The organism is Stenotrophomonas sp. Steno-Z10-BAI (assembly GCF_056393115.1).
The window spans coordinates 330,851-343,912 of sequence record NZ_JBWJOZ010000003.1; the positions used below are offsets into that span (position 1 = coordinate 330,851).

Genomic DNA, 13,062 nt, shown 5'->3' on the forward strand with positions numbered 1-13,062 from the left:
CGGCGAAACCGGATCTGCGGTAGTGCCGGCCGCTGGCCGGCTCAATGCGATACGTGAATGCCAGCGCGTGGCCGTACCGACGTCATGAGGAGCCGGCCAGCGGGCCGCCACTACCGATCGCATTCGGCGGCAGCGTGCAGGGGGCGATTACCTCGCCACCCACCAACCCACGACCAGCGCCACGCCCAGCCACAGCCATTCGACCGCGCCGTTGGCCAGGCCGCTCAGGGTCCAGGCCAGATAGGGCCCCATGCGCAACGCTGATTCCCACGGGGTAAGCCCCATCGCGCCGCCGAGGTAGGCCGAAGCGATCCCCCAGTTGGCTGCCAGCGCCACCAGCACGGTGGCCAGCAGGGTCAGCACCACCCGGGCGGTACCGGCGCGCAGGGTGCCCAGACGCAGCATGAAGGCAATCTCCAACGCCGCCAGAACCGCCATCCAGCCGGCCTGGCGGCCGGTGAGCAGGGCGATGAACAACCAGGCCAGCACGGCCGTGACGACACCAAGCAGAAACAGCGGGGGCCAGAGCCAGTGGCGGCTCCGGACAGGCACGGACGTGGGCGACATGCAATCTTCCTGTAAGTCCCCACAGGATACCGGCTTGCGCGGTGACCGGCGCGTGGGCGGCCACTGGGCTAAAATGGTCGCCTTGCGGGAATTGGCCGCGACCCCCATATCGATCCACATGTATTCCCGTAGCAGTGAACCTGTCCACTTCGAACGCGACTGCGAGGCCGTCATGGTCCCGCAGGGCGAAACGGTCACGCTGCCCGCTGGCAGCTATGGCTATATCACCCAGGCCCTGGGTGGCAGCTATACCGTCTTTGTCGAAGGCAATCTGTTCCGCATCGCCGGCAAGGATGGCGATGCCATCGGCAAGGAGGCGCCCCCGGCGCTGGAGCTGCCCGCCGATGCCTCCGACGAGGAGGTCGAAAAACTGGTGTGGCAGCAGCTGCGCACCTGTTTCGATCCGGAAATCCCGTTCAACATCGTCGATCTGGGCCTGGTCTATGAAGTGGACCTCAAGCACCTGGACGATGGCCAGCGCGAGGTCGACATCAAGATGACCCTGACCGCGCCCGGCTGCGGCATGGGCGAGATCCTCGTCGATGACGTGCGCAGCAAGCTGGAAATGATCCCGACGGTGGCCGAGGCCGACGTCGAGCTGGTGTTCGACCCGCCGTGGGGCCGTCACATGATGTCCGAGGCCGCCCGGCTCGAAACCGGCATGCTGTAACCGCCCATCGCCAGCCGGCGTCACGGCGTTCCCCGTAACCAGAACAGGAAATATCCGGTGTCCCAGTCTTCCGTGAGCTTCAACACCACCCGTTCCGCCCAGCCGCGCAGCAGCGAGGAGCGTGAGCGCATCCTGGCCGCCCCCGGTTTTGGTCTGCACTTCACCGATCACATGGTGGAAGTGCGTTGGGACAAGGACACCGGCTGGCACGATGCCGTGGTGCGCCCGTATGGCCCGCTGCAGCTGGATCCGGCCGCCGCGGTGCTGCATTACGGTCAGGAAATCTTCGAAGGCATCAAGGCCTACCGCCACGCCGACGGCTCGATCTGGACCTTCCGCCCGGAGGCCAACGGCCGCCGCCTGCAGCGTTCGGCCCAGCGCCTGGCGCTGCCGGAACTGCCGGTGGATATCTTCGTCGAATCGCTCAAGCAGATGATCGCCGTGGACGCCAGCTGGGTGCCGTCGGCCGACGAATCCAGCCTGTATTTCCGTCCCTTCATGATCGGCGATGAAGCCTTCCTCGGCGTGCGTGGCGCGCACAAGGCCGGCTACTACGTGATCGCCAGCCCGGCCGGCCCGTACTTCGCCAAGGGCGTGGCCCCGGTGGCGATCTGGTTGTCCACCGACTACGCCCGCGCAGGCAAGGGCGGCACCGGCGCGGCCAAGTGCGGTGGCAACTACGCCGCCTCGCTGCTGCCACAGCAGAAGGCGCAGGCGCAGGGCTGCTCGCAGGTGCTGTTCCTGGATCCGGTCGAGGGCAAGTACCTGGAAGAACTGGGTGGCATGAATGTGTTCCTGGTCTACAAGGACGGCACCCTGGTGACCCCGTCGCTGTCGGGCAGCATCCTGGAAGGCATCACCCGCGAAAGCATCCTGCAGCTGGCGCGCGACCGCGGCATGAAGGTCGAAGAGCGCAAGGTCACCCTGGAGGAGTGGAAGGACGGCGTGACCTCCGGCGAGATCGTGGAAGCGTTCGCCTGCGGCACCGCGGCAGTGGTCACCCCGATCGGCCAGCTCAAGGGCGAGGGCTTCTCGGTGGGCGACATCAACGCCCCGGCCGGCGAAGTGACGATGTCCCTGCGCAAGGAACTGACCGACATCCAGTACGGCCGCCTGCCGGACCGCCACGGCTGGCTGGTCCGCCTGGACGCCTGATCCCTGCCGATCCGAGCGCAGCAAAGAAACCCGCCTGGCGACAGGCGGGTTTTTTATTGCCTGTCCTGCGGTGGCAACGTCGCAAGCCATTGATGCGCAAGCGTTGTCCGGGTGTCGGGGACAGTGACAGCCATTTCGGACATTCGTTGACGTAACTCGACCGTTCAAAATGGCCGGCGCGCCTTCACTTTCACAAACCCTCGACCCGGAAAGTCACAGATCCGACATTTCATGTCATGGAAGCACGGCTGAAACATTGTTCATCCGCCAGCAAGCTATTAGCGTCGACTCACTCACCGGGCCGATCCGCGCCATCGCTTCAGCAGCCCCCGGACCGGACCTGGATTCTCAGCCGCGACGACGGCATTCACTGTCTGAAAGGAAATCCGATGTCTCATGTCTCGCAACACCGTTTGCGTCAGCGTGCATTGGTTGTACTGGGCGCCTCTGTTCTGTCGACCCTGCTGCTGGCCACGCCGGCGTTCGCCGGCGATGTGCAGTTGAGCGGCCTGTCCTCGGCGCCGACCCACCAGCGCTTCATCGTGAAATACAAGGATGGCAGCAGCGAGGTCGCCACCCCGACTGCACTGGCCAGTTCGCTGAAGGCCGCCGCCGCTGCCGTGCCGGCGGCCCAGGGCCGCGCGCTGGGCCTGCAGAAGCTGCGCCAGCTGGCGATCGGCCCGACCGTGGTCAAGGCCGACCGGCCACTGGACCGTGCTGAAGCCGAGCTGCTGATGCGTCGCCTGGCCGCCGACCCGGGCGTGGAATACGTCGAAGTCGATCAGCTGATGCAGGCCACCCTGGTGCCCAACGACACCCGCTTCTCCGAGCAGTGGGGCTTCGGCACCAGCAACGCCTCGATCAACGTGCGCCCTGCCTGGGACAAGGCCACCGGCACCGGCGTGGTGGTCGCGGTGATCGACACCGGCATCACCAACCACCCCGACCTCAACGCCAACATCCTGCCCGGCTATGACTTCATCAGCGATGCGGCGATGGCGCGCGACGGCGGTGGCCGCGACAACAACCCCAACGACGAAGGCGACTGGTACGCCGCCAACGAGTGTGGCGCGGGCATTCCGGCCTCCAATTCCAGCTGGCACGGCACGCATGTGGCCGGCACCGTTGCGGCGGTGACCAACAACAGCACCGGCGTGGCCGGCACCGCGTTCAACGCCAAGGTGGTCCCGGTGCGCGTGCTCGGCAAGTGCGGCGGCTACACCTCCGACATCGCCGATGCGATCGTCTGGGCGTCCGGCGGGACCGTCAGTGGCGTCCCGGCCAACGCGAACCCGGCCGAAGTGATCAACATGTCGCTCGGCGGCGGTGGCAGCTGCTCCACCACCTACCAGACCGCGATCAACGGCGCCGTCTCGCGCGGCACTACCGTGGTCGTCGCGGCCGGCAACAGCAATACCAACGTGTCCTCTTCGGTGCCGGCCAACTGCGCCAACGTCATCGCGGTCGCCGCGACGACCTCGGCCGGCGCCCGCGCCAGCTTCTCCAACTACGGCACCGGCATCGACATCTCGGCCCCGGGGCAGGGCATCCTCTCCACCCTCAACAGCGGCACCACGGTGCCGGGCAGCGCATCGTATGCCTCCTACAACGGCACTTCGATGGCGGCCCCGCACGTGGCCGGCGTGGTCGCGCTGATCCAGTCCGTCGCCCCCACCGCGCTGAGCCCGGCGGCCATCGAAAGCCTGCTCAAGAGCACCGCACGGCCGTTGCCGGGCGCCTGCTCCGGCGGCTGCGGCGCGGGCATCGTCGATGCCGACGCGGCGGTGACGGCCGCCCTGGGCGGGACCAATCCGAACCCGGGCACCGGCAACGTGCTGCAGAACAACGTCCCGGTCACCGGGCTTGGCGCCGCCAGCGGTGCGTCGCTGGCCTATACCGTGACCGTGCCGTCCGGCCGCAGCCAGCTGAAGGTCACCCTCGCCGGCGGCAGTGGCGATGCCGATCTCTACGTCCGTTCCGGCAGCGCCCCGACCGACACCGTCTACACCTGCCGCCCCTACCTCAGCGGCAACAACGAGACCTGCACGATCACCTCACCGGCGGCCGGCACCTGGCACGTGCGGGTGAAGGCCTACTCGACCTTCTCCGGGGTCACCCTCACCGCGCAGTACTGATCGCTTTTTGTCGCACCAACGCAGAACGCCCCGGCATGCCGGGGCGTTCGTTCAATCAACAGTGATTACGCCGCTTCGAACCGGTTGGCCGCCACGTTCTTGCGCACCTGTTCCGGATTCCAGATCCGGCCGTTCATCGCGATGTACACACCGCTCGGCAACGACTGCACCGCACCGATCGCACACCCGATGTTGAACTCCGCATCCGAGCCGCGGAAGCGCGCCGGGCTCAACGCACCGGTCATCACGATCGTCTTGTCGGTGATCGACTTCAACACCTGGCCCGTCTGCACCATCGAATCGGTGCCGTGCGTGACCAGCACATGGCGCGTCGGCTGCGCGGCGATCGTCGCCCGGATCAACTCACGGTCATCGTCGGTGATGTGCAGCGAATCCTTGCGCAGGATCGGGATCACATTGAAACGGAAGGTCACGCCCAGTTCGCGCAGGATCATCCCGATCTGCGGATCACCGATCTGATAGTCCGACTTGTCGTCGAAGTAGATCTTGTCGATCGTGCCACCGGTGGTGATGATCAGTAGTTCTTCCATTGCAAGCATCCTGGGTACCAGACAGAAGGGCACGGAACCGCCGCGCCGACCGGTAGATGATACGGCTGCCGCCCGCCCGATGCAGGCGCGCGCCGCAGCGGCCTCAGCCGGCCGGCGTCCTGCGCCCGAAGCGGCGCCGCAGCCCTGGCGTGCTGGCCACCCCGATCACCGCCAGGGCCAGCCCCAGCTCGAGCCAGGCCCACAGCGCCACCTCCGGATGGCTCCAGGCGCTCATCACCCCGTGGCTGAACCAGAACAGCGCCAGCACGCCGGCCCAGAACATCGCCTTTCCACGCCGCACCAGCACGCCCAGCGCCAGCAGCAGCGGCGGCAGGGTGAACACCAGCTGGGTGGCCAGCCAATGCTTGTCCTGCGCGAACCAGACCGCGAACAGCACCGCCAGCGCCACCAGCAGCAGGGCCAGCACGATCTCCTGGGCGCGCGTACTCACGCCAGCCGCCGTGCGATATCGGCCACCCGCCGCCCCAGCGCCCGCGCCAGGATGCTCTCATCCTCGCTCGGCACCGGGTTGTCGTCCGCCCCGGCCACATGGCTGGCGCCATACGGCGTGCCGCCGGTGGTGGTATGGCTCAGCGCCGGCTCGGTGAATGGGATACCCACGATCAGGCAGCCGTGGTGCAGCAGCGGCACCTGCATCGACAGCAGCGTCGACTCCTGCCCACCGTGCAGTGAGGCCGTCGAGGTGAACACGCCCGCCGGCTTGCCGGCCAATGTCCCGTTGACCCATTCCGCGCCCAGGCCGTCCAGGAAGTGCTTCACCGGCGCGGCCATGTTGCCGAAGCGGGTCGGGCTGCCCAGCAGCAGCCCGGTGCATTCGGCCAGGTCAGCCACGCTCACATACGGTGCGCCATCCTCGGGCACCGGGGGCAGCGCGGTCTGCGTCACCGCCGCCACCGGGGGCACGGTGCGCAGCCGCGCGCTCATGCCCGGCACCTCGCCGATGCCGCGCGCAATCTGGCGGGCAAGCCGTGCCACTGAACCGCCACGGCTGTAGTACAGCACCAGGATCTCCGCCATTTCGCTTTCATCTCATTGCGTCCGATGCGGGCAGTATGGCAACGCAGCCCGCTCAGGGCGAGGTCCGTGCATGCCCCACACCCGTCATCGGGTACCCTTGCGCCGATGGAACCTCTCGATACGATCAACCTGTGGATCGAACGCGTCCGGGACCGAGCGCGCACGATCAGCTTCGGCCGCTTCCTGTGGCGCCGCTTCCTGGATGACCGCCTGTTCCAGGCGGCCGCCTCGCTGGCCTACACCACCGTGTTCGCGCTGGTGCCGCTGGCCATCGTGGTGTTCGGGGTGCTCTCGGCGTTCCCGGTGTTCGACCGCTGGAGCGACACCCTCAGCGACTACGTGTTCTCCAACTTCGTGCCCAACGCCGCGCGCGCCGCCGAAGGCTACCTGCGACAGTTCTCGGCCAGTGCCGGGCAATTGACCGCCGCTGGCTTCATCGCCCTGGTGGTCTCGCTGCTGATCACGCTCAACAGCGTGGAAGAAACCTTCAACCAGATCTGGCGGGTGAGTTCGACCCGGCCGAAGCTGACCCGCTTCCTCGTGTACTGGACCGTGCTCACCCTCGGCGCGATGCTCGCTGCGGCCTCGCTGGCGGTCTCGGCGCGGGTGTTCGCGCTGCCGCTTTTCGGCACCAGCGAAGGCCGCTGGCTGGCCAACGTCTCACTGACGGTCGCGCCGATCCTGATCGAGTTCGTCTGCATCATGCTGGTCTACCGCGTAGTGCCGCACCACACGGTCAAATGGCGCCATGCCGTCCCCGGCGCGATCCTGGCTGCGATCATGCTGGAGCTGGTGAAGTGGGGCATGGGCGCTTACCTGGGGAGCTTCCAGTCCTACCAGAAGCTCTACGGCACCGTCGCCTTCGTGCCGATCCTGCTGCTGTGGATCTACCTGTGCTGGGTCTCGGTGCTGCTCGGTGCATCGCTCGCCTCCTCGATCGCCGCGTTCCGCTACCAGCCAGCCGACCTGCGCCTGCCGGTGGGCTATGAGATCTATGGCCTGCTGCGCCTTATCGGCCGCTTCCACCAGGCGCGTGCCGAAGGGCGCAGCCTGGATGACGACGAGATCCTGCGGCTGGAGCCGATGCTGACCGATTCGCTGCTGCAGACGCTGCTCTGCGATCTGGAAGCGATCCGCGTGGTGCGCCGCGACGAGCAGGGCGAATGGCTGCTCGCGCGCGACCTGGACAAACTCACCCTGGCCGACCTGTACGAGACCACGCAGATGCGGATCCCGATCAAGGAGGCCTACCTGCCGTATCGCGACGACAGCCTGGGCACGGCCTCGGTGGCCGCGCTGGACACCTTGCGCCTGCCGCTGCGCGAACTGCTCAAACGCCGCGTCAGCGACATCTACTCGACCCCCGGAGACAAACCATGACCGCCAAGCCCCTGCTGCTGGCCCTTGGCCTGCTGACGCTGGCCGCCTGCAACAAGCCCGCCGCACAGAGCGAGGCCACCGCGCCTGCCGCCCCGGCCCCGATCAACGAACCCGCCGCGCCGCCGACCGACGCCGTGCCGGCCACCGAGCGCAAGACCGTCGAACAGCCGACGCTGAAAGCCAAGGCGCTGGACGGCACCGACTACGATCTGGCGGCGCACCGCGGCAAGTGGGTGGTGGTGAACTTCTGGGCGACCTGGTGCGCCCCGTGCCGCAAGGAAATGCCCGAGCTCTCCGCGCTGCACGCGATGCGCAATGAAATCGAGGTGGTCGGGCTGGCTTTCGAGGACATCGAACCGGCCGAGATGAAGGCCTTCCTGGAGAAGCGTCCGGTCACCTATCCGATCGTGATCGTGGATACGTACAACCCGCCGGAAGACTTCGCGATCCCGCGCGGCCTGCCGATGACCTACCTGATCGCGCCGGACGGCAAGGTCGCCAAGGAATTCCTCGGCCCGGTCACCGCGCATGACATCGAAGCGCGGATCAAGGAAGGCTGAGCCTCACGGGCGTGCCGGCTGATACCCGGCATGCCTGTGCCTCGCTGTGCCCGGTAAATCCACGCCATGCGTGGATCTACCCGACGACGAAGGGTTCGATCGGCTTCAAGACCCCGAAGTGCTCCTTGTGCAGCTTGCCCTTCAACGGCGGCAGCGCCAGTACCGGTTCGTCCACGCGGGTATCGGGCAGACGATCGAGCAGGTTGCGGATCAGGCCCAGCCGCCCGCGCTTCTGGTCGTTGAAGTCCACCAGCGTCCACGGGGCATCATCGTTATGCGTGGCGCGCAGCATCGCTTCGCGGCTCTCGGTATAGGCGCTGTACTTGCTGCGTGATTTCAGGTCCACCGGCGACAGCTTCCAGCCCTTGAGCGGATCGAGGTGGCGCTCGGCAAAGCGCTTTTCCTGCTGTGCCTGGTCCACGCTGAGCCAGTACTTGAACAGCACGATGCCATCGTCGATCAGCAGCTTCTCGAACACCGGCGTCTGCGCCAGGAAGCTGCGGTACTGCGCTTCGGTGCAATAGCCCATGACATGCTCGACGCCCGCGCGGTTGTACCAGCTGCGGTCCATCAGCACGATCTCGCCGGCCGCAGGCAGGTGGGAGACATAGCGCTGGAAATACCACTGCGTGCTTTCGCGGTCGGTCGGCTTGGGCAGCGCGACCACCTTGCACTGGCGCGGATTGAGATGCTCGGCGATCGCCTGGATCGCACCGCCCTTGCCCGCGGTGTCGCGGCCTTCGAACAGCACCAGCACGCGCTGCCCGGTGTGCTGCACCCAGCGCGCCATCGCCGCCAGTTCCAGTTGCATCGGTTCCAGCAGGGCCTGGTAGTCCTTGCGCTTGAGCTTGCCCATCGGCGTGCCTCGGTGATTCACAGGGAAGCTCGAGCCTAGCGCAGCCGATGCTCAGGCGATGTGTGGGCCCTGCCAGCCGCGTTCGCGCGCAAGCGTTTGGATCACCTCGGCGATGTCGCGCGCGAAACCGGCCATGTCGAACAGGCCGCTGTCCTCGCGCCGTTGCGCCAGCGTGGCGCGCGCGGCCTGCAGCGCGGCCGGGTCGTTGCCGAGCCGGATGGCGGCGGCCACGAACGCCGCGTCATCGGCCACGTTGAACGCGTGCATGCCCAGGTGATGATTGAGGCTGCCGGCCACGCGCGAGGCGAACGTCGCGCCCGGGCAGGTGAGCACCGGGCAGCCGGCCCACAGCGCATCGGAGGCGGTGGTGTGGGCGTTGTACGGATGCGTGTCCAGAAACAGGTCGGCGTGCTGGTAACGCGCCAGGTACTGCGGGTGCGGCAGGCGTGGCATGAACACCAGTCGCGCCGGATCCAGCTGCGCCTGGCGTGCCGCGCTGCGCAGGCGCGCGTCGGCGTTGCCCGGGCCGGAGAGCAGCCACAGCACGCTGCCGGGCACGCCGTGCAGCACTGCGAACAGCCGCTGCATGCTGCGCGGATTGAGCTTGTAGCTGTTGTTGAAGCAGCACAGCACCACGCCCTGCGCAGGCAGGCCGCAGTCCCCGCGCGAGGGCACCGGCTCCAGCACGCGGGTGTTGTCCGAGGGCTGGAACGCGCGCGGCAGGCGCCGCACGTTCTCGCTGAAGGCCGGTGCCAGCGCGTCGGGCAGCACGAAGGCATCGGCCAGCACATGATCGATCCACGGCGCGCCGGAGGTACCCGGGTAGGCCAGCCAGTTGATCTGCACCGGGGCCGGGCGCATCGCCAGTACCTGCGGGGTGCCACCGCCGCCCCAGCCGCGCAGATCGAACAGCACATCGATGCCAGCCTCGCGGATGCGCCGGGCGATCACCTGATGCGGCTGCGCGCTGACATCGTGCAACGTGTGGGCGGCCTGCTGCAGACGCTGGCGGATGCTGCTGCCGTCGTCCGCGCTGAGCGCGAACAGATGCGGTTCCAGCGTGCCCAGCGCGCGCAGCTGTTCGAACAGGGCGACGGTCAGCAGCCCGGTGGGATGCGCGCCGAAACCGTTGGAGAGGAAGCCGACCCGCAGCGTGCCGTGCGGGCGCACGGTGGCCGGCGGCAACCGCAGGATGCCCTCGGCCAGCGCCGCCGCGCGCTGGCGGGCGCAGGCCAGCTGCTCGGCGGCGCTGCTGTCTTCGCTGAGGAAGGCGAACGGCTCGACCACCGCCTGGCCCTGCGCGACGGCCTGGCGCACCAGCACCGACAATCGCTCCAGATCCCGCCAATCGCACAGCCGGCGCTGCCAGTTGAGCAGCTGCGCAGTGACGTAGGGCTCGCCCGGCAGCAGACGGTGCGCATGGCGATACGCATCGGCGGCCGCCTCAGGCTGCCCCGCGTCTTCCAGTGCGTGGCCCAGCCACAGGGTGATGCCGGGGTGCTGGGGCGCGCGGTCCGCCGCCTGGCGCAGCAGTGTCGCGGCCTCGCCATGGCGGCCCTGCATCCAGCGCGCGCGCCCCAGCCGGGCCAGGGCCTCGGGATGGTCGCCGCGCAGCTGCAGTGCACGGGTGGCGGCCTGTTCGCCGGCGCGCACATCGCCGGCTTCCAGCTCCGCATCGGCCAGCATCACCCACGCAATGAAATCGGCCGGTTGCCGCTGCACCGCCTGGCGCAACTGCAGACGCTGCGGATCGACACTCATCGCTGCCGCGCCGGGGCGGGCATGCTCAGTTGCCTTCCGCGAGCCGGGCCAGCTCGTCGGCCTGGTGTTCGTGGGTCAGCCGGCTGACCAGTGCATCAAGATCGCCGGTCAGGATGTTGGGCAGGTCGTACAGGGTCAGCCCTTCCACGCGGTGGTCGGTGATCCGTCCCTGCGGGAAGCTGTAGGTGCGGATGCGCTGGCTGCGGTCGCCGCTGCCGACCTGCAGCCGGCGGCTTTCGGCCTGCGCGGCAGCCTGCTTGCTGCGTTCGGTATCCAGCAGCTGTGCCTTGAGACGCTTCATCGCCTTGTCGCGGTTGGCATGTTGGCTGCGCTCGGTCTGGCATTCCACCACCACGCCGGTGGGCAGATGGGTGATGCGGATCGCCGACTCGGTCTTGTTGACGTGCTGGCCACCGGCGCCGGAGGAGCGGTAGGTGTCCACGCGCAGGTCAGCCGGGTTGATCACCACGTCCTCGACGTCATCCGCCTCGGGAATGATCGCTACCGTCGCGGCCGAGGTATGGATGCGGCCCTGCGACTCGGTCGCCGGCACGCGCTGCACGCGGTGCGTGCCCGATTCGAACTTCAGGCGTGAGAAGGCGCCACGGCCGACCACGCGCGCCACCACTTCCTTGTAGCCGCCATGTTCGCCCGGGTTGTCCGATTCGATCTCGACCTTCCAGCCCTGGCGCTCGGCATAGCGGGCGTACATGCGGAACAGGTCGCCGGCGAAGATCGCTGCCTCGTCACCGCCGGTACCGGCGCGGACTTCCAGGAACAGGTTGCCGTCATCGCGCGGATCGCGCGGCACCAGCAACAGGGCCAGTGCTTCGTCCAGCTGCTGCAGGCGCTGCTGCGTGGCGGTGATTTCCTCCTCGGCCAGCTCGCGCAGGTCAGGGTCCTCGCGCATCGCCTCTGCGGCGGCGAGATCGGCCTTGGCACGGGCCTCGTCGGCCAGCGCCGTGGCGACCGGCTCCAGCTGCGAAAACTCGCGCGAGAGCGCGCGGAAACGGTCGTTGTCGCCGACCACGGCCGGGTCGGACAACAGGCGTTCCAGTTCTTCGCGGCGCTCGGCCAGCGCTTCCAGCTTACGGCGCAGGGTCGGCGTCATCGTTCCTCGCTACATCGGTACGCACGGCAGGGTGCTGGTAACCCGGCCTGGCCGGGAACAGGCGCTCGGCGGCGCGGGTGAGTTCAGTATCGCCGCTGAGCGCGGCCGCGCGCAGGGCGGCGGTCGGCGGGTGCAGCAGGCGGTTGGTCAGGCCGTGCGCGAGCAGCTCGAGCACCTCTTCCGGTGATTTGCCGTGGGCCAGCTGCTGGCGGGCTTTCTCCAGCATCTCCACGCGGGTCGCTTCGCCATAGGCGCGCAGTTGCCGCAGCGGGGCCTGGTGCACGCTGGCCTGCAGCGTTTCCACGAAACGGGCGACCTGCAGCTCGATGATCGCTTCGGCCTCGGCCGCGGCTTCGCGGCGGCTGCGGCGGTTGTCTTCGACCGCGCGCTCCAGATCATCCACGGTGTACAGGAAGGCGTCGGCCAGTTCGCCCACGCCGGCCTCGATATCGCGGGGCACGGCCAGATCGAACAGCAGCATCGGCTTGTGCTTGCGGGTTTTCAGTGCGGCGGCCACGTGCGCGCGGGTGATCACCGGCTCACGCGCGGCGGTGGCCGAGAACACCACGTCGGCCTCGCCCAGATGGCGGTCCAGCTCACTCAGGGGCAGTGCGACGCCGCCATGACGGCTGGCCAGCTCCTGCGCATGGGCCAGGGTGCGGTTGGCGATCAGCAGCCGCCGCACGCGCCCTTCGCTGAGATGGCGCGCGGCCAGCTCGATGGTCTCGCCGGCGCCGACCAGCAGCACGGTGGAATCGTCCAGCCGCGCGAACGAGTTCTGCGCCAGGCGCACCGCGGTGGACGCCACCGACACCGGGTTGGCGCCCACGCGGGTATCGGTGCGGGCGCGCTTGGCCACCGAGAAGGTCTGCTGGAACAGCCGGTCCAGGCGCTGGCCGAGCAGGCCATGATCACGCGCCAGGGCCCAGGCATCCTTCACCTGGCCCAGGATCTGCGGTTCGCCCAGCACCATCGAGTCCAGCCCGGTGGCCACCCGGAACAGGTGGCGCACCGCGTCGGCGTCGGCGTGCTGATAGAGGTACCCATGCAAGGTGCCGGCCTGTGACTCCAGCCACTGCGCCAGCGCGTCACCGGATTCGGCCACCGCGTACAGCTCGGTGCGGTTGCAGGTGGAGAGCAGGACCGCCTCGGCCACCTGTGGCGTATCGCGCAGCGACGCCAATGCCTGGGGCAGGGCGTCGCCGCCAAAGGAGGCGCGTTCGCGCAGCTCCACTGGCGCGGTCTGGTGATTCAGTCCGAGCACCCACAGGATCATTG

Annotated in this window: 13 protein-coding genes; 5 read left to right on the plus strand and 8 right to left on the minus strand. The window is 68.2% G+C overall.

Features of this window, described 5'->3' with window-relative positions:
- Positions 1–147: 147 nt before the first annotated feature.
- Positions 148–567: a hypothetical protein gene (locus tag AC06E9_RS10330; RefSeq protein WP_121044590.1), complete on the minus strand. Its 420-nt coding sequence runs from the start codon at positions 565–567 to the stop codon at positions 148–150.
- A gap of 118 nt (positions 568–685) precedes the next feature.
- On the opposite strand from AC06E9_RS10330, the gene sufT reads away from it, so the two are divergent.
- The 3 genes from sufT to AC06E9_RS10345 all read left to right on the plus strand — a co-directional run bounded on the left by sufT (position 686) and on the right by AC06E9_RS10345 (position 4,527).
- Positions 686–1,237, plus strand: coding sequence for a putative Fe-S cluster assembly protein SufT (sufT, locus tag AC06E9_RS10335; protein WP_019182393.1), 552 nt, complete (start codon positions 686–688; stop codon positions 1,235–1,237).
- 57 nt (positions 1,238–1,294) lie between these two features.
- Complete coding sequence (locus AC06E9_RS10340) at positions 1,295–2,392, plus strand: branched-chain amino acid aminotransferase (protein WP_121044587.1); 1,098 nt, start codon at positions 1,295–1,297, stop codon at positions 2,390–2,392.
- Between the two features lie 389 nt (positions 2,393–2,781).
- Positions 2,782–4,527, plus strand: a complete 1,746-nt coding sequence (locus AC06E9_RS10345) for a S8 family peptidase (RefSeq protein ID WP_478050554.1) — start codon at positions 2,782–2,784, stop codon at positions 4,525–4,527.
- A gap of 65 nt (positions 4,528–4,592) precedes the next feature.
- Here the strand turns inward: AC06E9_RS10345 and AC06E9_RS10350 are convergent, their stop codons facing one another.
- The 3 genes from AC06E9_RS10350 to wrbA form a co-directional block, all read right to left on the minus strand.
- The gene (locus tag AC06E9_RS10350) at positions 4,593–5,078 is read right to left on the minus strand and encodes an asparaginase domain-containing protein (protein ID WP_121044584.1); all 486 of its coding nucleotides are present in this window, start codon (positions 5,076–5,078) and stop codon (positions 4,593–4,595) included.
- Between the two features lie 103 nt (positions 5,079–5,181).
- Positions 5,182–5,529: a DUF2069 domain-containing protein gene (locus AC06E9_RS10355; RefSeq protein WP_121044581.1), complete on the minus strand. Its 348-nt coding sequence runs from the start codon at positions 5,527–5,529 to the stop codon at positions 5,182–5,184.
- The gene (gene wrbA, locus AC06E9_RS10360) at positions 5,526–6,116 is read right to left on the minus strand and encodes an NAD(P)H:quinone oxidoreductase (RefSeq protein ID WP_019186096.1); all 591 of its coding nucleotides are present in this window, start codon (positions 6,114–6,116) and stop codon (positions 5,526–5,528) included. The genes AC06E9_RS10355 and wrbA overlap by 4 nt, the downstream gene beginning before the upstream one ends.
- Positions 6,117–6,221: 105 nt before the next feature.
- Between wrbA and AC06E9_RS10365 the strand changes: the two genes are divergently transcribed.
- Positions 6,222–7,496: a YihY family inner membrane protein gene (locus AC06E9_RS10365; protein WP_121044578.1), complete on the plus strand. Its 1,275-nt coding sequence runs from the start codon at positions 6,222–6,224 to the stop codon at positions 7,494–7,496.
- Complete coding sequence (locus tag AC06E9_RS10370) at positions 7,493–8,056, plus strand: TlpA family protein disulfide reductase (RefSeq protein WP_461770605.1); 564 nt, start codon at positions 7,493–7,495, stop codon at positions 8,054–8,056. The genes AC06E9_RS10365 and AC06E9_RS10370 overlap by 4 nt, the downstream gene beginning before the upstream one ends.
- A gap of 76 nt (positions 8,057–8,132) precedes the next feature.
- Here AC06E9_RS10370 and ppk2 read toward each other — a convergent pair whose 3' ends face one another.
- From ppk2 to hemA, 4 genes are read right to left on the minus strand one after another with little or no spacing between them, the layout of a single operon-like run.
- Complete coding sequence (ppk2, locus tag AC06E9_RS10375; protein ID WP_121044572.1) at positions 8,133–8,912, minus strand: polyphosphate kinase 2; 780 nt, start codon at positions 8,910–8,912, stop codon at positions 8,133–8,135.
- 51 nt (positions 8,913–8,963) lie between these two features.
- Complete coding sequence (locus tag AC06E9_RS10380; RefSeq protein ID WP_478056015.1) at positions 8,964–10,673, minus strand: O-linked N-acetylglucosamine transferase, SPINDLY family protein; 1,710 nt, start codon at positions 10,671–10,673, stop codon at positions 8,964–8,966.
- A 25-nt stretch (positions 10,674–10,698) separates the two neighbouring features.
- Positions 10,699–11,784 (minus strand): peptide chain release factor 1, encoded by a 1,086-nt coding sequence (gene prfA, locus AC06E9_RS10385; protein ID WP_478056016.1) that lies wholly within the window; start codon positions 11,782–11,784, stop codon positions 10,699–10,701.
- A complete protein-coding gene (gene hemA, locus AC06E9_RS10390; protein ID WP_478056017.1) occupies positions 11,762–13,060 on the minus strand; it encodes a glutamyl-tRNA reductase in 1,299 nt (432 codons plus the stop codon). The genes prfA and hemA overlap by 23 nt, the downstream gene beginning before the upstream one ends.
- Positions 13,061–13,062: the final 2 nt, after the last annotated feature.